Raw genomic sequence first — 22,147 nt, forward strand, 5'->3', positions numbered from 1 at the left:
AATTTTTAGATTTCCCTTTTTCTTAACGAGCATCCTTTCGTGTGTTATAATAAAGGTAATCTAGTCTTACTACAAAATTGTAACATTATAGAGTATTGGAGCAGTATTACAGACTACCCGACTAGTATTACAGCGTAGTGGAGTAGTGTTACAGAGTAGCGCAGTAGTGTTACATACTACCCGAATGATGTTACAGATTACTCCAGTAGTATTACAGAGTAGTCGAGTGGTATTATAGATGGTTTTTAAGTAAAGACTAATCATAATTATAGCTACAAGACCACATATTGGCACCAAGTAACAAAAAAACCTCAAAGAAATTCCTTGAGGTTTGATTTATAAATTATTGATATGTTTAGTAATCAAGAATTGTCTGCCCGACACGGGCCGGACTACATATTTCTTCTATACTTACCACCCACTTCAAACAAAGCGTTGGTAATCTGCCCAAGTGAACAGTATTTCACGGCATCCATTATGACATTAAATAAATTCTGTTGGTTGATGGCAGCGTGTTGTAAAGTTTTCAGAGTGGCTTCAGACTTGTCTTCATTAGCCTGTTGGAAATTATGAAGCGTTTCAATCTGAACTTGCTTTTCCTCTTCAGTCGAACGGATCACTTCTCCCGGACGAACCGTTGGCGAACCATCTTTTCCAAGGAAAGTATTGACTCCGATAATCGGATATTCTCCGGTGTGCTTCAACCATTCGTAATGCATAGATTCTTCCTGAATTTTCGAACGCTGATACATCGTTTCCATTGCACCAAGAACACCACCTCTTTCTGTAATTCTGTCGAATTCTGCATAAACAGCTTCTTCAACAAGATCCGTTAATTCCTCAATAATAAATGAACCTTGAAGCGGATTTTCATTTTTCGCCAATCCTAATTCTTTATTAATAATCAACTGAATCGCCATCGCTCTTCTTACCGATTGCTCAGTAGGCGTTGTAATAGCCTCGTCATAAGCATTCGTGTGCAGTGAATTACAGTTGTCATAGATTGCGTAAAGCGCCTGTAAAGTAGTTCTGATATCATTAAAATCAATTTCCTGAGCGTGAAGCGAACGTCCCGAAGTTTGGATGTGATATTTTAACATCTGGCTTCTTTCGTCGGCTCCGTATTTCAGTTTCATCGCTTTTGCCCAGATTCTTCTTGCCACGCGACCGATTACTGAATATTCAGGGTCGATACCGTTGGAGAAGAAGAATGATAAGTTTGGTGCAAAATCATTAATGTCCATTCCTCTTGACAAATAATATTCAACATACGTGAAACCGTTTGCCAATGTAAATGCCAACTGAGAAACAGGATTCGCACCCGCTTCTGCAATGTGATAACCAGAAATAGAAACCGAATAGAAATTTCTTACTTTTTCTGTGATAAAATATTCCTGAACATCACCCATCAATCTCAAGGCAAATTCAGTAGAGAAAATACAAGTATTTTGAGCTTGGTCTTCTTTTAGAATGTCAGCCTGAACAGTTCCACGAACGGTTGCAATTGTTTTAGCCTTAATTTCTGCATATGCTTCAGCAGGAATCACTTCGTCTCCCGTTAAGCCTAATAATTTTAATCCTAAACCATTATTGGAAGGAGGCAATTCTCCATTATATTTTGGTCTTTCTAAACCTTTATCATCAAACTTTTCCTTAAGCTTAGCCTCAACCTTAGCCTCAAGATTATTTTCAGCAATATATTTTTCAACATTCTGGTCGATTGCAGCATTCATAAAGAAAGCCAATAACATCGGAGCAGGTCCGTTAATCGTCATTGAAACGGAAGTCATCGCATTCACCAAATCAAATCCGGAATACAATTTTTTCGCATCATCCAAAGTTGCGATAGAAACTCCCGCATTTCCGATTTTACCATAAATATCTGGTGGTAAAGCTGGATCTTGTCCATAAAGTGTAACTGAGTCAAACGCTGTTGACAAACGCTTTGCATCCATTTCCGCAGAAACATAGTGGAATCTTCTGTTGGTTCTTTCCGGACCGCCTTCTCCTGCAAACATTCTTGTTGGGTCTTCTCCAGTTCTTTTAAAAGGATAAATTCCCGCTGTGTAAGGAAATGCTCCCGGAAGATTTTCCTGACCTTTCCATTGGATCAAGTCGCCCCAATCATTATATTTTGGTAAAGAAATTTTTGGAATTCTTAAATGTGATAAAGATTCTGTTGAGGTTTCAACTTTAATTTCTTTTCCACGAACGAAATATGAATAAAACTCAGCCTTGAAAGCCTGTTTCGTATCATCCCAATTTTTTAGGAAATCGATATTTTCCTGTTGAAGATCTTTTTCGGCTTTTTGATATTCAGCATCCAAAGTTTCATTAGATAGAAATTTTTTCACACCTTCAATGTGATACATTTTTCTGGCTAATTCTGCCTGTTTTTCTACATTAGCGTCGTAGATTCTATTATTTTCAACAATTTCTGATAAGTAACGAACTCTTTTTGGAGGAATTATCGTGATGTCTTCAGAAACTTCCTGTTCAACAAAACCTTTCAGATTTAAGTCAGAATATTTCTCATTCAATTTATCAACTAATCGATTATATAAATCGGTCGTTCCGTGGTCATTAAACTGAGACGCTTTTGTTGCATAAACCGGCATATCATCCAACGGACTTTCCCACAACAAATGGTTTCTTTGGAATTGTTTTCTCACGGCTTGAAGTGCATCCAAAGCACCACGTTTGTCGGATTTATTTAATGCAACCAAGTCAGCATAATCCAACATATCGATTTTTTCTAACTGTGTTGAAGCTCCGTATTCAGGCGTCATTACGTACATAGAAACATCAGCAAAATCTGAAACTTCCGAACCAGATTGTCCGATACCTGAAGTTTCCAAAATAATTACATCCGGGTGAGCTAATTTCAACACATTTAATGCTGAATGAATGAATGGCGAAACAGAAACATTGTTTTCTCTCGTCGCCATCGAACGCATATACACTCTAGGATCATTGATCGCATTCATACGAATTCTATCCCCTAATAATGCACCTCCAGTTTTCTTTTTCGAAGGATCAATCGAGATGATCGCAATTTTTTTATCTGTATTGGAACGTAGAAAACGTCTTACCAATTCGTCTGTCAAAGAAGATTTCCCGGCTCCGCCAGTACCAGTGATACCGATGATTGGAATATTTAAATCTTTTGATTTTTCGTCAATCGCTTTTACCAATTCCGGTTTTTCTTCTGAAAAGTTTTCAACGGCAGAAATAATTTTTGCAATGCTTGTAGAATTTTCAAAACTGATTGAATCTAAATCACTTGCCTCTACATCTTTTCCTGTTGCGAAGTCCGATCTTTTCACCAAATCGTCGATCATCCCCTGAAGACCAAGTTCACGGCCGTCATCCGGAGAATAAATTCTGTCAATACCATAAGACATAATATCTTCGATTTCTTCGGGTAGGATTACACCGCCGCCGCCGCCGAAAATTTTGATCTGTGGGGAATTTTTTTCTCTTAAAAGGTCGTAGATATATTTAAAATATTCATTGTGACCACCTTGATATGAAGTTAATGCAATCGCGTTTGCGTCTTCCTGAATGGCCGTGTTCACCACCTCTTCAGCCGATTTGTCGTGACCAAGGTGGATAACTTCGCATCCCGTTCCCTGAATCACACGTCTCATAATATTAATTGCAGCATCGTGACCGTCGAATAAAGAAGCTGCGGTGACGATTCTTACTTTGTTTACTGGCGTATATTTTTGGGTTTCCATTTCTTATTATCGATTGTTTCCAAAGATAATATTTTTTGTGAAATGGGAATAAGAAGAGGTTAGATATTGGAATTTAGATGTTATACTAAATATGGTGTGGTTTTGAAAATGTTGAATTTCGGGGACAAGTTCTAAATAGCCCCGATTGCAACGGCATCCTTTTTTGTTATTGCGCTAAAAAGCATCGAGCAATGTATTACCGTGGTTCGCAATGACAAAAAAGATATAGTGGAAAGCGGGATTAAGCTCCTGAAAATATTACTGCTTAATAAACTTGAAGTTTTTGAAACCAACTTCTGTTTTTACAGATAACAGATAAACGCCTGAAGGAAGCCTGGAAACATTGATCTTCTGTTTGTTATCCGAAAGCATTAGTTTACCACTCAAGTCGAAAACAGCAACTTTCTCGATCTGGTGTTTGACATTATAAATATTGATGAAATCTGTCGCAGGATTTGGATAAATACTCAAATCTTTAAGCTCCGAAGCCCCTAAAGTTCCAAGTGCGTCTGCCAAAGTAACAGGTTCGCGGAAAAGAGAAAGATCAAACAGAACATTATTATTCAAAATACTATAAGTGTAAGCTTCTGCTGTGTAAACCGCAAAATCTGTGTTTTCTACACTGCTGAAATTTAGGTTTTCTGTTGTCGTATTTAGTTTCTGATCTAGATTTTTGAACCAGGTAAAAGTGTAATTCACTGAAAGAGACTGCTCCAGTTTTGCCGGCTGACCAACCACAGCAAGCACCAGTTTTGCTTCGTCATACCGCTGAGGTGAATAGTTGAGATCCGTCTGCTCTGCAAAATCTGTGATGTAATTTGCAAGATCGGTTTTAGAAAATCGATTGTTGCTGATATGAGTGATCGGAGGCAACTGATCCGGAAGTTCGCCTGTCAATTGGTTGCTATTCAGATTCAGCATCATCAGTTTTGACATTCCTAAAAGGGCAGAAGGAAAGTTTCCCGAGATCTCATTGTTGTTTAGAAACAACTGCTGAAGATCTGTCAACACCGTAAGAACGGCAACACTGCCGCTGATTTTATTTCTTCCTAAATTAAGGGTCTTTAATTTTTTAAGCTGAGAGATTTGAGCCGGAATCTGAGCCAGCTGATTGCTTTCCAGAGATAACCATTCCAGATTTGTCAATGTAGAAAGTCCGGATGTGTTCTGCTCTGTGAGATTATTATTGCTAAGATTGAGACTCGTAAGCTGTGTGCGCTGTGAGACCTGAGTTGGGATCTGAGCCATTTGCGTTCCGGCAAGTGACAGTGTTTTCAGATTAGAAAGTCCGGCAATATTTCCATATCCGTTCGCCGCAATCGGATTGTTGTCCAGAATCAAAGTTTCCAGATTTGTAAATGCTGTGATTTTTGCAGGAATATTAACTAAGCCAAGATCTGTAATATTCAGAACCTTGATGTTGTTGAAATTCTGGAGCATTGCATTGACATCAGAAATAGCAAAAGTATTGCCTCCCAGGCCAAGATCTTGCACATTGAAAAGTCCGGTTAAGGAATTTGTAGGATCGCCAGTAAGTCTGTTGTTGCTGATATCCAGCTTTACAAGTGAGCTTAAAGAAGAAATGCCCATCGGAACATCACCGGACAATACATTATTACTAAGGTCTAGCTTTGTAAGTTTGGTAAGCGATGAGACGTAAGTCGGGAAGACACCGCTCAGTGCATTTCCGTTGAGATTAAGTTCTGTAACCACCCCATTTTTTACCACAACGCCAAACCAGTTGCGTGGGTCTTTTTCCAGATCCCAGGTTCTGTTCCAGTTGGTTCCGTCTGTAGAATTGTAGATATTAATAAGCGCGCCTCTTTCTGCATTGGAAATACTCCACTGAGAGAAAAGGAAATTGGAAATTAGTAAAAAGAATATAATTTTTTTCAACTGTGTTCAAAATTAAACGACAAATATAATGGATAATAGAATTAGTTGATCTGTTTTTTAAAAAATTAATGATTATTTTCGCTTTCGAATGTGTTTTTTATGCGAAAATATCTGCTTTATTACAGTTTGTTATTTACTATTGTAACAGGATTTTATTTTATATATTCTTATCTGCAGTTGGCTGGTAGTCAATTTGTTTATCCTATTGATGATGCTTATATCCATCTGGCGATTGCGAGAAACTTTGGCGAACACGGTTTTTGGTCGATAAATCTTAACAGTTTTGACAGTGCTTCTTCGTCTATCCTCTACACCTTATTATTAAGTTCATTTATTAAAATTTTCGGCGATAATATCTATTATCCGATGATTATCAATATTGCAGCCGGATATTTTACGGTCTATTGGATTTATAGATTTTTCAGTGATTTTTATTCGGAAAGAGAGTTGAAGCTGGGATTGATTCTTTTTCTGCCGGTGTCCTTATTATATATGATGGTAATTCTTGGGATGGAGCAGACACTTCATATGATGTTGTCTGTGATGGCAGTTTATTTTATCAAAAAGAATTTTGTCACCAATTTCAAAAGATCGGATTTTATTAGGTTATTGATTGCGATTCTGTTTTTAGGAATGGTTCGTTTCGAAAGTATGTTTTTCGTTTTTTGTCTGGGATTATTATTGTTGATAGAAAAGAGATTCAAAGAAATGATACTTATTCTTTTAGCTGGATTTTTGCCGATCATCATTTTCGGATTGATGTCTGTTGAAAAAGGCGGTTTTTTCTTCCCGAACTCTGTCATCATCAAAGGAAGTTATCCGGAAGGTAATCTGCTAATGAGCATTTGGAGAATCTTCGAAAAAGGAATTTTACTGAATGTTTCATTTTACAAATTGTTTCTGTTTCCTTTTTTCTGTGTGATTATTTATTTGTGCAGTCAATATCGAAACCGAAAGTTAAAAGATCTGATTCGGGAAGAAAGTCTTCTTTTCCTGATTCTTGGAACGGTTATTTTGCAAAGTCTTTTTGCGGTGATCAAATACCGGTATGAAAATTATCTGATGATAATGTTGTTATTGGTTCTGATTCCAATAGCTGTTGATTATTTTAAATTTAATCAAAAGAACATCATTTACTATCTGTTTTCTGTTTTTTTTATCGGATTTTGCTTCGTTGGATTTTATCGTTTTGTATATTCTCATCCTGTTTTGAAAGTGTCATCTAAAAATATCGAAGAACAGCAGGTAGAAATGGGGAGATTTCTTCATCAGTTTTATAAAGGAAAGAAAACGGTTGCGAATGATATCGGAGCTATTGCCTATTTTGGAGAAACACAATTGCTGGATATTGTTGGCTTAGGATCGACTGACGTTGCAAAATTTTATATTGAAAACAAAGGACTTAATGAAATCGATTTTAATAAAAAATACCACAAATTTCTGGCAGATTATATTTCATCAAACCAATATAAAGTTGCCGTAATTTATCCAAAATGGTTTCCGGATAAAGTGCCGCATAATTGGATTCCGGTTGCATCCTGGAAGATTGAGAATAATCTGGGGACGGCTCAGAACAGAGTAGTCTGGTACTCTTTTAATAAAAAAGATGCGGAAGTTTTGAAAAGAAATTTGGAGAAATTCGATCTTAACAAAAATGTGACACAATATTATTATATATATAAATAAAAAAATCCAGCATTAAAGACTGGATTTTAATTTTTAAGATTGAATTATTTCCCGAGGTAAGAATTATACATCCAGACTTCTTTTTCCTGCTCCGTAATATAATCGCTCATTTGGGAGTTGGTTCCTTCATCGCCGGCTTGGTCTGTAATGTCAAGAAGTTCTCTTTGAAGATCAATCACCACTTTGAAAGATTCCAGAATGTTTTCGACGCTTTTATTTCCGTCAGAAACTTCTTTACTTTCTTTAATTGTTGAAACCTGGAGGTAGTCAGAATAATTATGAGCCGGTGTTGCACCAAGCGTTAATATTCTTTCGGCAATTTCATCAATTTTAAGAACCAGACTGTTATATAACTCTTCGAATTTCGGATGAAGCGTGAAGAATTGATCACCTTTGATATTCCAGTGAGAACCTCTCGTGTTTTGATAAAAGACAGAGTAATTTGCTAAAAGTACATTTAATTTGTCTGAGATGTTTTTGCAGTCGGATTCTTTTAGTCCGATCAATGTTGCATTTTTCATTATGTAAAGTTTAATTGATTTTAATTTTAATTTGATTGATTGAAAATCGTGTTTCAATCATCAATAATCTTTCCAAAATTAATCATTTGCTTGCCCAATCCTTATCAAAATTGAATAACTGGCTTATTGAAAATTTCAATCGCTAATTATTTTTGTTCTAACTACTTGTGCATTAAAAAATTATTCATATTTTTGCACCCTAAAATAAAAAGCAATTAAATGCCTACTATTCAACAATTAGTTAGAAAAGGAAGAGTCGCACTCACCAAGAAGAGTAAATCGGCTGCCCTTGATTCTTGTCCACAAAGACGAGGTGTATGTACGAGAGTATATACTACCACTCCTAAGAAACCTAACTCTGCACTTAGAAAAGTTGCAAGGGTAAGACTTTCAAACGGTAAAGAAGTCAACGCTTATATCCCGGGCGAAGGACATAATCTTCAAGAGCACTCGATAGTATTGGTACGCGGCGGAAGGGTGAAAGACCTACCGGGAGTACGTTATCATATCGTAAGAGGAGCACTGGACACTGCGGGTGTTAGTGGAAGAACTCAGAGAAGATCTAAGTATGGAGCTAAGAGACCAAAACCAGGTCAGGCAGCTGCAGCACCAGCAAAAGGAAAGAAAAAGTAATCATTAAATAAGGTACAGAAACAATGAGAAAGACAAAAGCGAAAAAAAGACCGTTGTTACCAGATCCAAAATTTAATGATCAATTGGTAACTAGATTCGTAAACAACTTGATGCTGGATGGTAAAAAATCTATCGCATTCAAAATATTCTATGACGCATTAGACCTTGTAGAAACTAAAAAAGGAGAAACTGAGAAAACTGCCCTTGAAATCTGGAAAGATGCATTGACAAACGTTATGCCTCACGTAGAAGTACGTTCCAGAAGAGTAGGTGGAGCTAACTTCCAGATTCCAATGCCAATCAGAGCGGATAGAAAAATTTCTATGGCAATGAAATGGTTAATCAAATATTCTAAAGCAAGAAATGATAAGTCTATGGCTTTGAAATTAGCTAACGAAGTGGTAGCGGCTTCAAGAGAAGAAGGTGCTGCTTACAAGAAAAAATCTGATACTCACAAAATGGCGGAAGCTAACAAAGCTTTCTCACACTTCAAATTCTAATTAGAAATGAGTAGAGATCTTAAATTTACAAGAAATATTGGTATCGCTGCCCACATTGATGCGGGAAAAACTACCACTACAGAAAGGATTTTATTCTATACAGGAGTAAATCACAAAATTGGTGAGGTTCACGATGGTGCTTCTACAATGGACTGGATGGAGCAGGAAGCTGAAAGAGGTATTACTATTACTTCTGCTGCAACTACTTGTTCTTGGAATTTCCCAACAGACCAGGGTAAAGCTTTGCCAGAAACTAAACCTTACCACTTCAACATCATCGATACACCGGGACACGTTGACTTCACAGTAGAAGTTAACAGATCTTTGAGAGTATTAGATGGTTTGGTATTCTTATTCTCTGCAGTAGATGGCGTAGAGCCTCAGTCTGAAACAAACTGGAGACTTGCCGACAACTACAAAGTAGCGAGAATGGGATTCGTAAACAAAATGGACCGTCAAGGTGCTGACTTCCTTAACGTGGTAAACCAGGTTAAGACAATGTTAGGATCCAATGCAGTTCCAATCGTTTTACCAATCGGTGCTGAAGAAGATTTCAAAGGTGTTGTTGACTTAATCAAAAACAGAGCTATCGTTTGGGACGAAGCAGGACAAGGAGCTACTTTCGAAGTAGTGCCAATTCCTGAAGATATGAAGGCGGAAGTTCTGGAATACAGAGAGAAATTAGTAGAAGCTGTTGCTGACTACGATGATACTTTGATGGAGAAATTCTTCGAAGATCCGGATTCTATCTCTGAAGACGAAATCAACGAAGCGCTTAGAAAAGCTACTATCGATTTATCTATTATCCCAATGACTTGTGGTTCTTCATTCAAAAATAAAGGAGTACAGTTTATGTTGGATGCAGTATGTAAATACTTGCCTTCTCCATTGGATAAAGATGATATCAAAGGTACTGACCCAAGAACTGACGCTGAAATCACAAGAAAGCCATCTGTAGATGAGCCTTTCGCAGCATTAGCATTTAAGATTGCTACTGACCCGTTCGTAGGAAGATTAGCATTCTTCAGAGCATACTCTGGAAGATTAGATGCAGGTTCTTATATCTTGAACACTCGTTCTGGAGATAAAGAGAGAATCTCAAGAATCTATCAGATGCACGCTAACAAGCAAAATCCTGTAGAATATATTGAAGCAGGAGATATTGGTGCAGCGGTAGGTTTCAAATCTATCAAAACTGGTGATACAATGTGTGACGAGAAAAACCCAATCGTTCTAGAATCGATGGTTTTCCCTGATCCGGTAATTGGTATCGCTGTTGAGCCTAAAACTAAAGCTGATCAGGATAAAATGGGTAACGCTCTGGCTAAATTGGCTGAAGAAGATCCTACTTTCACTGTAAGAACTGATGAGGCTTCTGGACAAACGATTATCTCTGGTATGGGTGAACTTCACCTTGATATCATTGTAGATCGTATGAGAAGAGAATTCAAAGTTGAAGTTAACCAAGGACAGCCTCAAGTAGAATACAAAGAAAATCTTACAAAAGTTGCTCAGCACAGAGAAGTTTACAAAAAACAATCTGGTGGTAAAGGTAAATTTGCTGATATCGTATTCGAACTAGGACCAGCTGAAGAAGGTAAAATTGGTTTAGAATTCGTTAATGAGATCAAAGGTGGTAACGTTCCTAGAGAATTTGTTCCTGCCATTGAAAAAGGCTTTAAAGCTGCAATGAAAAACGGTCCTTTGGCTGGTTTCGAAGTTGAAGGTATCAAAGTTACTCTTAAAGACGGATCTTTCCACGCGGTGGATTCTGATGCACTTTCTTTTGAATTAGCTGCAAAATTAGGATTTAAAGAAGCGGGACGTGCTGCTAAGCCGGTAATTATGGAGCCTATTATGAAATTGGAGGTTGTAACTCCGGAAGAATATATGGGTAACATCATTGGTGACCTTAACAAAAGAAGAGGTACGATCAGTGGTCAGGAAGAAAAGAACGGTGCCGTTGTAATCAAAGGTTCAGTTCCACTTTCTGAAATGTTTGGATATGTAACAACTCTAAGAACACTTTCATCAGGAAGAGCTACTTCTTCTATGGAATTAGAGAAATACCAGGCAACTCCGCAAAACGTTGCTGAAGATATTATCGCTAAAGCAAAAGGTTAATTTTTTAAATTAAAGAAATGTCACAAAGAATCAGAATAAAATTAAAATCTTACGATTACAACTTGGTGGACAAGTCTGCTGAGAAAATCGTAAAAACGGTAAAGGCTACTGGTGCTGTTGTAAACGGACCAATTCCATTGCCTACAAATAAGAGAATCTTCACCGTATTGAGATCTCCGCACGTAAACAAAAAAGCTAGAGAGCAGTTCCAATTATCAGCTCACAAGAGATTGATGGATATCTATTCTTCTTCTTCTAAAACTGTGGATGCATTGATGAAACTTGAATTACCAAGTGGTGTAGATGTAGAAATTAAAGTGTGATAATTTAATTATCATCATTATAGAATCCCCTTTCGAAAGATTGGGGATTTTTTTACGTATTTATCATAAAAATCTTAAGACACCTTAAAAAAAACTTAAAATCGAATTTAAGAAATTTATCAGATATAGGCTTTTAGATAGATAAATTATATTCAATTGTTAAATTTTCAATAATTTTTATAAAACAATATATTATTTGCAATAAAATGCTACATTTGTCGCCTTAATTTAAAAATATGAATAAAAGATTAACTACTTTACTTTTCTTTGGCGGGCTGACGTTGATGAATGCACAATGGAGCAAGGCAACACCAAATGTAGATGTAACAAGAAAAAGTGATAACTCAGTTTATTACAAATTAGACATCAATGCTATCAGAGGTCAATTAATGGCTGCTGATAAAGTTGGAAATGCAGCAGGAACTGTTACGGTTAGTATGCCGACAGTAGATGGAAAAATTGAAAGATTTGCTGTTAATAGCTTTCCTGTTATGGATGAGGCTTTGGCAAATCAATACCAATTAGGTTCTTATGTTGGTGTTGGGATAGATGACCCAACTAAATATGTGAGATTCAGTGTGGCGCCAAATGATTTCCAGTCTATGGTCATCAGCAATGGTAAATATGAATTCATTGAACCTGCTACGGACAACAAGGCATATTATTCTGTACACGGTAAAACCAATAAAGATGGAGCTTTTAACTGTAATACAAAAGAAGATCAGGCATCCGTAGAACGATTGAAAGAAATGTATAAAAACGGATCCGCTGAAAAATCCGGAAATAAAAAATTCCACACACTTAGATTAGCACTTTCTGTTACAGGAGAATATGGTGCTTATTTTGGAAGTGTGGCAGGAGCGCTTACTCAAATGAATGCTACAATGACGAGAGTGAATGGCGTTTTTGAGCAGGAGTTCAATTTACACCTTAATATGGTGAATGCACCAAATCTTATTTTCACCACTGCTTCTACAGATCCTTACAGTGCAGCAAGCCAAATGTGTAAATGGAACTATGAACTGATGAATGTTCTACACGGCGGAACTTATGGTGTAACCGATGCAGATTACGACATCGGACACTTATTCGGAAGAAGCGGAGGCGGCGGTAATGCCGGATGTATCGGCTGTATTGGAAGCAATGATGTATCGTATTCAACATATTCAGATTGTGGATATTCTTACAACTCTCCGGACAATTATAAGGGAAGTGGGATTACTTCTCCAGGATCCGGAGCACCAAGCGGCGATAATTTTGATATCGATTACGTAGCTCATGAAATGGGACATCAGTTGGGAGACAATCACACTTATAGTTATAATGAAGGAACGGGTGTTACAGTAGAGCCAGGTTCAGGATCTACAATTATGGGTTATGCAGGTATTACAGGTACTAATACAGATGTTCAGGCGCATTCAGATGCTTATTTCCACAGTGTTAGTATCGATCAGGTTCAGACCAATCTTGCGTCAGTAACTGTAGATGTTGAGACAAATATTACCAATAATCCACCGGTTGTAACAGCGATGACTGCAACCAGCTATACAATTCCTAAAAGTACAGCCTTTGTTTTGACAGCAGCAGCTACAGATCCTGATGGAGATGCATTGACTTACTGTTGGGAAGAAATGGATTCCAGTACAATAGCAAACGGAATTGGGATGGCTTCAGGAACAGGTGACGGCGCTTCTGCTCTTGGAAATACTACTTCCGGTGCTACTTTCAGATCTTGGCTTCCAACTAGTTCACCAACGAGATACTTCCCTAAATTATCAACAGTTTTAGCTGGTACGGTAAAAAACACTGCAGATTTTGAAGCAGCTTCTACAGTTGCAAGAACAACAAAGTTCCGTGTAACAGCCAGAGATAACAAAGCTGCCGGACAAGCGCAAACTGCTTATACTACACAAACTATTGTTGTAGGATCAGCAGCGGCCTTCACCGTAAATACACCTCCTACTTTGATGGCTGGCGGTAATTCTACAATTACTTGGGTAGTATCCGGAACTACAGCTTCTCCTTATAACGTGGCTAATGTAAAAGTAGATTTCACTTCTGACAGTGGAGCAACGTGGACAACTTTAGCGGCTTCTGTTCCTAATAGTGGGACTGCAAGCGTCGCGATTCCTGCTGCATTGGTTGGGAAAACCGGCCACATCAGAGTTTCTGCAATCGGAAATGTGTTCTATGCTGTGAAGCCTGCAACAGTAAGTACAACGTTGGCAGTATCTGACGTTAACAATACCAAATCAATTCAGATTTTCCCTAATCCGGTAAAAGATGTTTTGAATGTTTCCAATGTTTCCCTGAACTCAAATTATGAGATTTTCAGTGCAGCCGGGCAACTTGTTTCCAAAGGTAATCTTGGAACAGGAAAAGTAGCAGTTAACAAATTAACCAAAGGTGTTTATTTCCTAAATGTTGATGATAAAGGAACGGTTGTGAAAACCAAATTCGTAAAAGAATAATACTTCTAACTTTCTATAAAACCAAAGCCGCCTCAGAATTTCTGAAGCGGCTTTTATATTAATATAAAATTACACTTACTTATGCGTGTAATATCCAAAATACAGACAGCTGCTCTGGAGATTTTTATAAGTTGATGTCTGACTATAATTAGCCTTCAGTTGAGCAAATGATGTCCGGAATTTTTCGTTCTTGGTTTTACTGAAAAAATTCTCATTTTGCTTAGACTTTTCTTCATATTTCGGATCATCATAATTGACTTTCAACGGATTGTTGGCTTCCCACTGGTAATATTTCCCTTGTTCGGCACTTGCCATCTGAAAGAGGATTCTGGCTTGGTTTTCTTTGTCTTTTGATAAGGTCAAAGCTTTCTTGTAATAGTTGATAGCGAGATCAAAATTATCCGGCTCTACATAACTTCTCGTGGAGAAATTTTTGTAATAAAGATAAAAAGGCGACTGCAGTTCGTTCCCAAACTGGAACTTCGGACCGTTTGTGTTATCGACATCCATCACAAATATTTCCCGGAAATAACCCAAAACCGAAGTGTTGTAAAGCAGATTCCCAAGAAGCTGATTGGCCAATCGTGCTTTGTCATCATTTCCCTTTCCAATATTTTCCAGCTGAATCATCGCTTCTGCCAGCTCAATCTTATTCATTTTGTTATTGATGAATGGGAAATTGGAAAAACCTTCCGCCTTCATAGATTCTTCCGGCTTGCTCTGGAAACTTTCCCAGACATTATACCCGAAAACCAAAGATGAAATATTATTAAAACCATTATAAACACCGTTTTCAAAAGTCAATGGTTTTTGAGAATAGGAATTGCCGTCTTCTTTCCACTCGCTGACCATTCTCGGGATGCCTTTATAGTTTTTAGCTTTCAGGTAATATTCTTTTGCTTTTTTGAAATCTGCCATCCGCATCGCACGGTCGCCATAGATCACATTGAAGAAAGATTCCGGATCGGCGATGTCTTCCATTTTCTTAACGAGATAATTTTCAAAAGCTGTCTTGTTTGGCTTTTTGTAGAATTCTTCCACTTTTTTTACGAGTTCGGAGTTTGGATTGTACTGCAGATCGGACAAGCTATTGTTCATCAGGAAAGATTTGGCGTCTTCCTTCTGAAGAAAATATCTGTTGGACAGAATGTCCATCACAAAATCTTTGGTAGAAGGCTGATAGGCCCAGTTATTATATTCACCTTTCTGTTCAAAAACCTGCGCATATTTTTTCATTAACAAGTTTTCAAACTCCGTCGTAATGGTTGGCTGGGAAACAATCTCATTCAGCATTTTGAATTTCTCGATCTCAGTCAGATATTCCTTGTTAGTGGTTTTGATTTCAGATAATATTTTCTGACTTCCTTTGTAATCGGTATTCAGGAATTTGATATAGGCTTCGCAAAGCTGCCAGAATTCATCTGCGCCTTTTTTGCTTTTCGCTAAGACAATAGTTGCTTCCAGATCTTTGGCGAAATCCTTGGTCTGTTCCTGATAATTATCCGGCGCATAAAACGGTAATCTTTTGTTTCGAAAATGATCACATTTTTCATCATTACAATAAGGATTTACGACGAGATAATTTCTTTCCAGCTGATTAATTGCCCGAACGGTCAGAACCTTCAAAATGTCAGACTCTGTATTGTTCTCGATCATCTTGTTCATAATCGGAACAGGATTGTTGAAGGAGTTGTAGGCCAAAAGAAAATATGCCATATTTCTGTCTTCCGGTGTTTTGGTCTGGGCAAGGATTTTGTTAAAGTCTTTGTCCGTCGCCAGAAACATAGAATTATAAGCACTTTCTTTCTTATTGTTGGTGTTCTTAAAAACCTGGAAGAAGTCCCAATTCGCTCTGTCAAATTGTTTCAGTCCGCGTTCTGCTCCGGCTTTTTGATCCAAAGCATAATAATAGATGTGATTTTTAAGCTTCAAAGGTTCCGCATAAGTTTGAAAAGCAGTAATCGCTTGCTGGTATTTTCTGGAGTAATGGTTGAAACGTACCAATTGGTAAGCATACCTCAATTTGATTTCTGAATTACTTGCGGCTTTGTAAAGTGAGATCAATGCAGCATTGGTTTTATCATAATTCAGCTGTGTCGCATTTTTGTCAGTCGGACTACTTTCCCGGTAAGAATATGAATCCGGATTTTCAACATAATTGATCCTCATATAAGGCTCCAGATATTTGGCCTCAATCAGATAATCCATCGCTTCCTGATATTTTGTATAAAAACCTTTTCCTAATTTTTGAAACAGCGGATGGGTGAGTTGTCCTTTCTTAAGATTGTTGAGATGTTTGATGTCAAGTTTCGTGACCAATGCGTTAGCTTCACCGTAAGTCAGCTTGTTGTCAAAATATTTGACCCACGATTCGATGTTTTCGTCTGGGATGTCTTTATCGAGTCTTCCATTATAATCGTAACCGTAGAAATGACTGCTATAGGTAAGAAGGAAAGGCTCATAAGTTTTGTTGTGAATGATTTCTTGGGCAAACAGATTGAAGTAGTCGTAATCGGGATTATATTCTGCACAAGCTTTGGTATTTTGCTGAAAACCGAAAAAGATTGCTGCGGTTAATACTAGTTTTTTCATTGGAAAAGTGTTTTGTAGTTTTTGGTAAATCTATCGTCGAGATGATAATATATAAGGTGTGGATTGTAATCTAATTTTTTGTTAATAAATGTAATACTTTCGATAATATCTTCCTCGGGAATTTCTTCGATCTTGATTTTGAAACCTTTGTTGAGATACATTCCGAAGTAGAAATCGTCCTTCAGAACTTCGAAGTTATTTTCATTAATCTTTTTGAAGTTTTTATTTTGCATCAATTCTTCTGCCGTTAAGGCATTGATCAGTTTTTTCTTCCCAACATGATTGGTCACGATTCCCCAGGAATAGATTGGCAAAGCGACGTCTAACTTTACAGGATAATCATCGATATTTTTTAAATAAGATTTCAAGGTCTTTACATTCAGAATAGAATTTTGATCCTGATTTTCAAGTGGGGAAGAAGTGGCGTAACACATCAGATACATTTTATTAACAGGCGGAATTCCTGTTTGTAATTTATCTTTGACTTGGTGAAGCCTTAACGTGCAGGTCACATTTTTCTTGGATATCTTTTTGAGAGTTTGCAGAAATTTGAAATAATCACCCTTTGTAGAAGTTGTCCAGTCGCTGTCGATCTGGATTTCATTTTTTAGGTTTAGATGATTTCTGGATTTGATCCTATTGATATGATTGTTGATTTTATTAGCCAGAAATTCAATCTCATTTGGTTTGATATTGAACCAGGTTTCGTTAGTTATAAAAATGACAGGGACGATCTTTTTATTAATGGAAAAACCTTTGTCAATAGAAATTACTCCGACTTCCAAAAACTGATTATTCTCTTTTACAACATCGAAAAATCTGGTATAAAGATTTGAGACTTTGCTTTTATTGAGTGTCTGCTGTTCGTTTTTGGTTAAACTTAATTTTGACCGCCAGTAATAAAAACCGCAGTCATTACTAATCTCAGTTTTGGAACAACTGCTAATTAATAAAATACAAACGAGCAGCAGAAAAGTTCTCTTCATAGCAATCTGTTATTAAGGATCATTAATATTAATCATTAAAATGACAAAGTAAAAGGAATTCCCGGAAAATAAAATTCAATATTTCATTGCACCGAATGTTTAACTTTGAAAACAAAAATGAATAATAAAAATTTGTTTGAAAGATTCGCGAATGCCGCAACCAGTTTTACCGGCAGTTCTTATGCATTTATAGGCGCATTGCTTATCGTCGTGATTTGGGCTGTTACCGGTCCGGTTTTCGATTATTCAGAAACGTGGCAGCTGGTCATTAATACGGGGACCACCATTATTACTTTCCTGATGGTTTTCCTGATTCAAAAAGCCCAGAACAAAGACGGGAAAGCGATTCAACTCAAACTGAATGAACTGATTGCGGCCAGCCGGCAGGCGAGCAACAGAATGGTCGATGTGGAAGATCTTACGGAAAAAGAACTGGATCAGCTCCATCATTATTTTGTAAAAATTGCTGAATTATCCAAGAAAGACGAGGACATACACAAGTGCTATTCTATAGATGCTGCAGTGAAAAAACATCATAATAAATATCAGGACAAAAATCCGGAATTATAAATCCGGTATTTAAATCTTGATTTCAAAAGGAATTTTTGCCAAAATTCCGTAACTCACAAATTATCAAATAATTTCCGGATATTTATTTGCCAATATAAAAAATATCCTTACATTTGCACACTCATTTTAGGGAAGGAGTATGCCTATTTCAGACATAGAATATGACGAACACCGCTAAAATGCTAAGTTTTAATATAATAGATATATATAAATAATGTCAGGTATTATTGGTAAAAAAATCGGTATGACATCTTTGTTTAACGAAGACGGGAAAAACATTCCTTGTACAGTTATTCAAGCAGGTCCATGCTCGGTTTTACAGGTCAGAACCGTTGAAAAGGATGGCTATAAAGCTGTTCAGTTAGGTTTCGATGACAAGAGTGAGAAGAACGTTGGTAAAGCGTTAGCCGGCCACTTTAAAAAGGCTGGTTCAACTCCTAAAGCTAAATTGGTAGAGTTCTACAGAGAATTCGTAGACCAGGTAACAGTAGGAGAAGATGTAACTGTAAAATTATTCGGCGAAGGAGAATTCGTAGATATTACAGGTACTTCAAAAGGTAAAGGTTTCCAGGGTGTTGTTAAAAGACACGGCTTTGGAGGTGTAATGCAGGCAACTCACGGACAGCACAACAGACTTAGAGCTCCAGGTTCTATCGGTGCGGGTTCGGATCCGTCTAGAGTATTCAAGGGGATGAGAATGGCAGGCAGAATGGGAGGTAAGCAGGTAACTGTACAAAACCTTCAGGTGTTAAAAGTAGATGAGGAACAAAATCTTTTAGTAGTAAAAGGTGCTATTCCGGGAGCGAAAAATTCTTATGTAATTATCAGAAAATGGAACTAGTAGTATTAAATACATCAGGAAAAGAAACCGGAAGAAAAGTAACTCTTGACGAAACAGTTTTCGGAATTGAGCCAAACCAGCACGCGGTTTACTTAGAGGTTAAACAATATCTTGCTGCTCAGCGTCAAGGTACTCATAAATCAAAAGAAAGAAGCGAAATTACAGGTTCTACCAGAAAGCTTAAAAAGCAAAAAGGTTCCGGATCTGCTAGATATGGTGATATCAAGTCACCAACTTTCAAAGGTGGAGGTAGAGTTTTTGGTCCAAAACCAAGAGATTACCGTTTCAAATTGAACAAATCTTTGAAAAGATTAGCTAAGAAATCTGTTCTTTCTCAAAAATTGAAAGATAACAGCGTTAGAATATTAGAGAATTTCAGTTTTGATGCTCCTAAGACCAAAGAATTCATCACATTGTTGGATGCTTTGACTCTTACAGGTAAGAAATCATTATTCGTACTTCCTGAGGCTAACAAGAATGTATATTTATCTTCAAGAAACTTACCAAAAACGAAAGTATTAAATTATAACGAGATTTCTTCTTATGATTTGATCAACGCTGGTGAGATCATTTTCTTAGAAGATGCAGTAGAAAAATTTCAGGAAAACTTAAAGAAATAAATCATGTCACTTATTATTAAACCAATCATTTCAGAAAAAGCAAACTATCTTACAGAGTTGAGAGGGGCTTATTCTTTCTTGGTTGCTCCAAAAGCAAACAAGATCCAGATCAAAGGTGCAATAGAGGCACACTATGGTGTAAAAGTAGCAGACGTTAGAACGATGATTTATGCGCCTAAAGTTTCTTCGAAAAACACTAAAAAAGGACTTCAGATTGGGAAAACCAATAAATTAAAGAAAGCTGTTGTAACATTGGCAGCTGGAGAAGTTATTGATATTTTCGCAACTAATTAATTAATTATAAATAATAGTAATGTCTGTTAGAAAATTAAAACCTATCACCCCGGGACAGAGATTCAGAGTTGTAAACAACTTTGAGGAAATTACTACCAACAAACCAGAGAAATCTCTAACCGTTGGTATTAGTAAGTCAGGTGGACGTAACCAAACTGGTAAAATGACCATGCGTTACACCGGCGGTGGACACAAAAAGAAATACAGAATTATCGACTTCAAAAGAAACAAACATGATGTTGAAGCAACGGTAAAAACTGTAGAATATGATCCAAATAGAACTGCTTTCATCGCTTTAGTTGAATATGCAGACGGAGAAAAAAGATATATCATCGCTCCAAACGGAATCAAAGTAGATCAAGTAATCATTTCAGGAGAAAGTGTGGAACCTAACGTAGGTAACGCAATGAAACTGAAAAGTATTCCACTAGGAACTGTAATTTCTTGTATCGAATTGAAACCAGGACAAGGTGCTACTCTTGCTAGAAGCGCTGGATCATCTGCTCAATTGACTTCAAGAGACGGAAAATATGCAATCGTTAAATTGCCTTCAGGAGAATCCAGAATGATTCTTACTGAGTGTTATGCAATGGTTGGATCAGTTTCTAACTCAGATCACCAGTTAACTGTATCAGGTAAGGCTGGTAGAAGCAGATGGTTAGGAAGAAGACCTAGAACTAGACCGGTAGTAATGAACCCTGTGGATCACCCAATGGGTGGTGGTGAAGGACGTTCTTCTGGAGGTCACCCAAGATCTAGAAACGGTATGCCGGCTAAAGGTTACAAAACTAGAAAGAAAAACAAAGCGTCTAACCGTCATATCATATCTAAACGTAAATAATTATGTCAAGATCACTTAAAAAAGGACCTTTTATTCATCATACTTTAGATAAGAAGGTCCAGGCAAATATAGAGTCTAATAAAAAGACAGTAATCAAAACTTGGTCCAGAGCATCAATGATATCTCCAGACTTCGTAGGTCAGACTATCGCAGTACACAACGGGAAATCCTTTATCCCGGTTTATGTTACAGAAAACATGGTAGGACACAAGCTAGGCGAATTTTCTCCGACAAGATCTTTCAGAGGTCACGGTGGTAACAAAAATAAAGGAGGTAGATAATCATGGGATCAAGAAAAAGAGAAAGTGCATTAGCACGTAAAATAGCAAATCAAGATGTGGCAAAAGCGTTACACAACGATTGCCCGTCTTCTCCTAGAAAAATGAGATTAGTTGCTGATATCATTAGAGGAGTAGAGGTAGAAAAAGCTCTGTCTATTCTAAAATATTCAAAGAAAGGTGCTTCTGAGAAATTGGAAAAAGTATTACTTTCTGCGATTGCAAACTGGCAGTTAAAAAACGAAGGCGCTGACATTGAGGAGGCTAACCTTATCGTTAAAGAAATATTTGTGGATAGCGCAAGACAATTGAAGAGACTAAGACCAGCACCGCAAGGTAGAGGTTACAGAATCAGAAAAAGATCTAACCACATTACATTAATCTTAGGTAGTAAAGAAAATTAATTCAAGGTATGGGACAGAAGACAAATCCAATTGGTAACAGATTAGGTATCATCAGAGGATGGGATTCTAACTGGTTTGGCGGAAACGATTATGGAGACAGAATCGCAGAAGACTACAAAATCAGAAGATACCTTGAAGCTAGACTATCTAAAGGTGGTATTTCAAAAATTTATATTGAAAGAACCCTTAAATTAGTAACTGTAACTATCACTACTGCTAGACCAGGTTTAATTATCGGTAAAGGAGGACAGGAAGTTGACAAACTAAAAGAAGAGTTGAAAAAATTGACAGGAAAAGATATCCAGATCAATATTTTCGAAATCAAAAGACCTGAGCTGGATGCAGTATTAGTTGCTGACAGCATTGCTAAGCAAATTGAAAACCGTATCTCTTACAGAAGAGCTGTGAAAATGGCAATTGCTTCTACAATGAGAATGGGAGCTGAAGGTATCAAAGTTCAAATCTCTGGAAGACTAAACGGTGCTGAGATGGCACGTTCTGAAAACTTCAAAGACGGAAGAATTCCTTTATCTACTTTCCGTGCAGATATCGATTATCACATCGGTGAAGCATTGACTCAGTATGGTAAATTAGGTGTAAAAGTTTGGATTATGAAAGGAGAAGTGTATGGTAAAAGAGACCTTACTCCACTTGTAGGACAACAGAAAAAAGCACCTTCTGGAGGACGTAATGACAGAAATGACAGAGGCGGAGACAGAGAAAACAGAGGAGGCGACAGAAAACCAAGAAGAAATAATTAATAAAATTTTAGAGGCCAGTTTTTAAATGACCGTTACTTTTTTAAAATCTAAATTCTAAAATCTAAA

General features: G+C 37.2%; 19 protein-coding genes. 14 read left to right on the plus strand and 5 right to left on the minus strand.

Going from position 1 to position 22,147, the window contains the following annotated elements; translation table 11 throughout:
* Window positions 1-392: 392 nt before the first annotated feature.
* Both ACFJGY_RS03850 and ACFJGY_RS03855 read right to left on the minus strand, forming a co-directional pair.
* On the minus strand, window positions 393-3,740 hold the full coding sequence (locus tag ACFJGY_RS03850; RefSeq protein ID WP_379968312.1) for a methylmalonyl-CoA mutase family protein: 3,348 nt from the start codon (window positions 3,738-3,740) through the stop codon (window positions 393-395).
* 258 nt (window positions 3,741-3,998) lie between these two features.
* On the minus strand, window positions 3,999-5,636 hold the full coding sequence (locus tag ACFJGY_RS03855; RefSeq protein WP_379968314.1) for a leucine-rich repeat domain-containing protein: 1,638 nt from the start codon (window positions 5,634-5,636) through the stop codon (window positions 3,999-4,001).
* A gap of 99 nt (window positions 5,637-5,735) precedes the next feature.
* On the opposite strand from ACFJGY_RS03855, the gene ACFJGY_RS03860 reads away from it, so the two are divergent.
* On the plus strand, window positions 5,736-7,322 hold the full coding sequence (locus ACFJGY_RS03860) for a hypothetical protein (protein WP_379968316.1): 1,587 nt from the start codon (window positions 5,736-5,738) through the stop codon (window positions 7,320-7,322).
* Between the two features lie 44 nt (window positions 7,323-7,366).
* Here ACFJGY_RS03860 and ACFJGY_RS03865 read toward each other — a convergent pair whose 3' ends face one another.
* Window positions 7,367-7,843, minus strand: a complete 477-nt coding sequence (locus ACFJGY_RS03865) for a Dps family protein (protein ID WP_379968318.1) — start codon at window positions 7,841-7,843, stop codon at window positions 7,367-7,369.
* Between the two features lie 219 nt (window positions 7,844-8,062).
* On the opposite strand from ACFJGY_RS03865, the gene rpsL reads away from it, so the two are divergent.
* The 5 genes from rpsL (at window position 8,063) to ACFJGY_RS03890 (ending at window position 13,894) form a co-directional block, all read left to right on the plus strand.
* On the plus strand, window positions 8,063-8,476 hold the full coding sequence (rpsL, locus tag ACFJGY_RS03870) for a 30S ribosomal protein S12 (RefSeq protein ID WP_027383325.1): 414 nt from the start codon (window positions 8,063-8,065) through the stop codon (window positions 8,474-8,476).
* 23 nt (window positions 8,477-8,499) lie between these two features.
* Complete coding sequence (gene rpsG, locus ACFJGY_RS03875; RefSeq protein WP_379968320.1) at window positions 8,500-8,976, plus strand: 30S ribosomal protein S7; 477 nt, start codon at window positions 8,500-8,502, stop codon at window positions 8,974-8,976.
* Between the two features lie 6 nt (window positions 8,977-8,982).
* Entirely contained in the window at window positions 8,983-11,100 is a 2,118-nt protein-coding gene (gene fusA / locus ACFJGY_RS03880) for an elongation factor G (RefSeq protein ID WP_379968322.1), read from the plus strand.
* Window positions 11,101-11,117: 17 nt separating this feature from the next.
* Window positions 11,118-11,423 (plus strand): 30S ribosomal protein S10, encoded by a 306-nt coding sequence (gene rpsJ / locus ACFJGY_RS03885; RefSeq protein ID WP_002661363.1) that lies wholly within the window; start codon window positions 11,118-11,120, stop codon window positions 11,421-11,423.
* A 236-nt stretch (window positions 11,424-11,659) separates the two neighbouring features.
* Entirely contained in the window at window positions 11,660-13,894 is a 2,235-nt protein-coding gene (locus ACFJGY_RS03890) for a reprolysin-like metallopeptidase (protein ID WP_379968324.1), read from the plus strand.
* A gap of 75 nt (window positions 13,895-13,969) precedes the next feature.
* Here the strand turns inward: ACFJGY_RS03890 and ACFJGY_RS03895 are convergent, their stop codons facing one another.
* The gene (locus tag ACFJGY_RS03895) at window positions 13,970-16,486 is read right to left on the minus strand and encodes a hypothetical protein (protein WP_379968326.1); all 2,517 of its coding nucleotides are present in this window, start codon (window positions 16,484-16,486) and stop codon (window positions 13,970-13,972) included.
* Window positions 16,483-17,472 carry a hypothetical protein gene (locus tag ACFJGY_RS03900; protein WP_379968328.1) on the minus strand — a complete coding sequence of 330 codons (990 nt, stop codon included), beginning with the start codon at window positions 17,470-17,472 and terminating at the stop codon, window positions 16,483-16,485. The genes ACFJGY_RS03895 and ACFJGY_RS03900 overlap by 4 nt, the downstream gene beginning before the upstream one ends.
* Before the next feature lie 117 nt (window positions 17,473-17,589).
* Here ACFJGY_RS03900 and ACFJGY_RS03905 point away from each other — a divergent pair, with 117 nt between their 5' ends.
* The 8 genes from ACFJGY_RS03905 to rpsC all read left to right on the plus strand — a co-directional run bounded on the left by ACFJGY_RS03905 (window position 17,590) and on the right by rpsC (window position 22,081).
* Window positions 17,590-18,042, plus strand: coding sequence for a low affinity iron permease family protein (locus tag ACFJGY_RS03905; protein ID WP_379968330.1), 453 nt, complete (start codon window positions 17,590-17,592; stop codon window positions 18,040-18,042).
* Window positions 18,043-18,256: 214 nt separating this feature from the next.
* The gene (rplC, locus tag ACFJGY_RS03910) at window positions 18,257-18,883 is read left to right on the plus strand and encodes a 50S ribosomal protein L3 (RefSeq protein WP_379968332.1); all 627 of its coding nucleotides are present in this window, start codon (window positions 18,257-18,259) and stop codon (window positions 18,881-18,883) included.
* A complete protein-coding gene (gene rplD / locus ACFJGY_RS03915; protein ID WP_379968334.1) occupies window positions 18,874-19,503 on the plus strand; it encodes a 50S ribosomal protein L4 in 630 nt (209 codons plus the stop codon). The genes rplC and rplD overlap by 10 nt, the downstream gene beginning before the upstream one ends.
* Before the next feature lie 3 nt (window positions 19,504-19,506).
* Window positions 19,507-19,797, plus strand: coding sequence for a 50S ribosomal protein L23 (gene rplW / locus ACFJGY_RS03920; RefSeq protein WP_379968336.1), 291 nt, complete (start codon window positions 19,507-19,509; stop codon window positions 19,795-19,797).
* 19 nt (window positions 19,798-19,816) lie between these two features.
* The gene (gene rplB / locus ACFJGY_RS03925; RefSeq protein WP_034962863.1) at window positions 19,817-20,638 is read left to right on the plus strand and encodes a 50S ribosomal protein L2; all 822 of its coding nucleotides are present in this window, start codon (window positions 19,817-19,819) and stop codon (window positions 20,636-20,638) included.
* A 2-nt stretch (window positions 20,639-20,640) separates the two neighbouring features.
* The gene (gene rpsS, locus ACFJGY_RS03930) at window positions 20,641-20,919 is read left to right on the plus strand and encodes a 30S ribosomal protein S19 (protein ID WP_147756821.1); all 279 of its coding nucleotides are present in this window, start codon (window positions 20,641-20,643) and stop codon (window positions 20,917-20,919) included.
* 2 nt (window positions 20,920-20,921) lie between these two features.
* Window positions 20,922-21,320, plus strand: a complete 399-nt coding sequence (rplV, locus tag ACFJGY_RS03935) for a 50S ribosomal protein L22 (RefSeq protein ID WP_379968339.1) — start codon at window positions 20,922-20,924, stop codon at window positions 21,318-21,320.
* A gap of 8 nt (window positions 21,321-21,328) precedes the next feature.
* A complete protein-coding gene (gene rpsC / locus ACFJGY_RS03940; RefSeq protein WP_379968341.1) occupies window positions 21,329-22,081 on the plus strand; it encodes a 30S ribosomal protein S3 in 753 nt (250 codons plus the stop codon).
* The last annotated feature ends 66 nt before the right edge of the window (window positions 22,082-22,147 follow it).

The sequence above is a fragment of the Epilithonimonas sp. UC225_85 genome, assembly GCF_042695135.1.
GTDB lineage: Bacteria > Bacteroidota > Bacteroidia > Flavobacteriales > Weeksellaceae > Epilithonimonas.

Excerpts from the sequence above, each read along its gene's own strand:
- ACFJGY_RS03895 (WP_379968326.1), bottom strand. The coding sequence starts at position 16,486 with ATGAAAAAACTAGTATTAACCGCAGCAATCTTTTTCGGTTTTCAGCAA.
- rplB (WP_034962863.1), top strand. The coding sequence starts at position 19,817 with ATGTCTGTTAGAAAATTAAAACCTATCACCCCGGGACAGAGATTCAGA.
- ACFJGY_RS03850 (WP_379968312.1), bottom strand. The coding sequence starts at position 3,740 with ATGGAAACCCAAAAATATACGCCAGTAAACAAAGTAAGAATCGTCACC.
- rplC (WP_379968332.1), top strand. The coding sequence starts at position 18,257 with ATGTCAGGTATTATTGGTAAAAAAATCGGTATGACATCTTTGTTTAAC.
- rplV (WP_379968339.1), top strand. The coding sequence starts at position 20,922 with ATGGGATCAAGAAAAAGAGAAAGTGCATTAGCACGTAAAATAGCAAAT.
- rpsL (WP_027383325.1), top strand. The coding sequence starts at position 8,063 with ATGCCTACTATTCAACAATTAGTTAGAAAAGGAAGAGTCGCACTCACC.
- fusA (WP_379968322.1), top strand. The coding sequence starts at position 8,983 with ATGAGTAGAGATCTTAAATTTACAAGAAATATTGGTATCGCTGCCCAC.
- ACFJGY_RS03890 (WP_379968324.1), top strand. The coding sequence starts at position 11,660 with ATGAATAAAAGATTAACTACTTTACTTTTCTTTGGCGGGCTGACGTTG.
- rpsG (WP_379968320.1), top strand. The coding sequence starts at position 8,500 with ATGAGAAAGACAAAAGCGAAAAAAAGACCGTTGTTACCAGATCCAAAA.
- rpsS (WP_147756821.1), top strand. The coding sequence starts at position 20,641 with ATGTCAAGATCACTTAAAAAAGGACCTTTTATTCATCATACTTTAGAT.
- ACFJGY_RS03905 (WP_379968330.1), top strand. The coding sequence starts at position 17,590 with ATGAATAATAAAAATTTGTTTGAAAGATTCGCGAATGCCGCAACCAGT.
- rpsJ (WP_002661363.1), top strand. The coding sequence starts at position 11,118 with ATGTCACAAAGAATCAGAATAAAATTAAAATCTTACGATTACAACTTG.
- ACFJGY_RS03865 (WP_379968318.1), bottom strand. The coding sequence starts at position 7,843 with ATGAAAAATGCAACATTGATCGGACTAAAAGAATCCGACTGCAAAAAC.
- rplW (WP_379968336.1), top strand. The coding sequence starts at position 19,507 with ATGTCACTTATTATTAAACCAATCATTTCAGAAAAAGCAAACTATCTT.
- rplD (WP_379968334.1), top strand. The coding sequence starts at position 18,874 with ATGGAACTAGTAGTATTAAATACATCAGGAAAAGAAACCGGAAGAAAA.
- rpsC (WP_379968341.1), top strand. The coding sequence starts at position 21,329 with ATGGGACAGAAGACAAATCCAATTGGTAACAGATTAGGTATCATCAGA.
- ACFJGY_RS03900 (WP_379968328.1), bottom strand. The coding sequence starts at position 17,472 with ATGAAGAGAACTTTTCTGCTGCTCGTTTGTATTTTATTAATTAGCAGT.
- ACFJGY_RS03860 (WP_379968316.1), top strand. The coding sequence starts at position 5,736 with ATGCGAAAATATCTGCTTTATTACAGTTTGTTATTTACTATTGTAACA.